At 21.3% G+C, this 596-nt stretch carries 1 protein-coding gene; it reads right to left on the reverse strand.

What is annotated here, in order from left to right:
* Positions 1 to 44: 44 nt before the first annotated feature.
* Positions 45 to 428 carry a hypothetical protein gene (locus CSGHG_RS19245; protein ID WP_010291500.1) on the reverse strand — a complete coding sequence of 128 codons (384 nt, stop codon included), beginning with the start codon at positions 426 to 428 and terminating at the stop codon, positions 45 to 47.
* Between the last annotated feature and the right edge of the window lie 168 nt (positions 429 to 596).

Here is a 596-nt window from a genome sequence, read left to right on the forward strand (position 1 = left end):
TCCTTCTTTAAAAATATATGATAAATATATATTGGTTAAACCTATTATAAAAATATAATTGATGGTGCTTTTAATGACCTGTTTCCATATGATAAAATATGAAAATGACCCCCAGTAGAAAAATTAAGTATTCCTTCTATTATTGATAAAAATATCATACCATATCCTAATTTTTTAAAATTATTACCATTTTCTACTGAAAATATTGTATAAATATCACATTTTACTATCTTTATCAAAACATAAGATAAAAAAGCATAATTTACCATCATTAAAACTTTCAAAATAACTTCAATAGAATCATTGCTATTAGCAGAGAAATATCTCAAATTTTTAACTGTAAACACTATTGTTAAACAACTTATAGTAAAAAATGCAATATATAAAATAAATAATACACATTCTTGACTTTTTATTTTTTTCTTCATTATATCCACCTCATAAACCTCAATTTTATATTATTAAATCATTTTCTTCCTTAATTCTTTTTCCTTCTTTAAAAACATGTGATAAATATATATTTGTTAAACCTATTAATAAAAAAAACAATTGCTGCTGGCTTTATTGCTATTCCATTAAATTCAATGTATGTCTGT

Source organism: Clostridium senegalense JC122 (assembly GCF_000285575.1).
Lineage (GTDB): Bacteria > Bacillota > Clostridia > Clostridiales > Clostridiaceae > Clostridium_J > Clostridium_J senegalense.

Bases quoted from the DNA above. Each gene is read 5' to 3' on its own strand.
- CSGHG_RS19245 (WP_010291500.1), bottom strand. From the start codon at position 428: ATGAAGAAAAAAATAAAAAGTCAAGAATGTGTATTATTTATTTTATAT.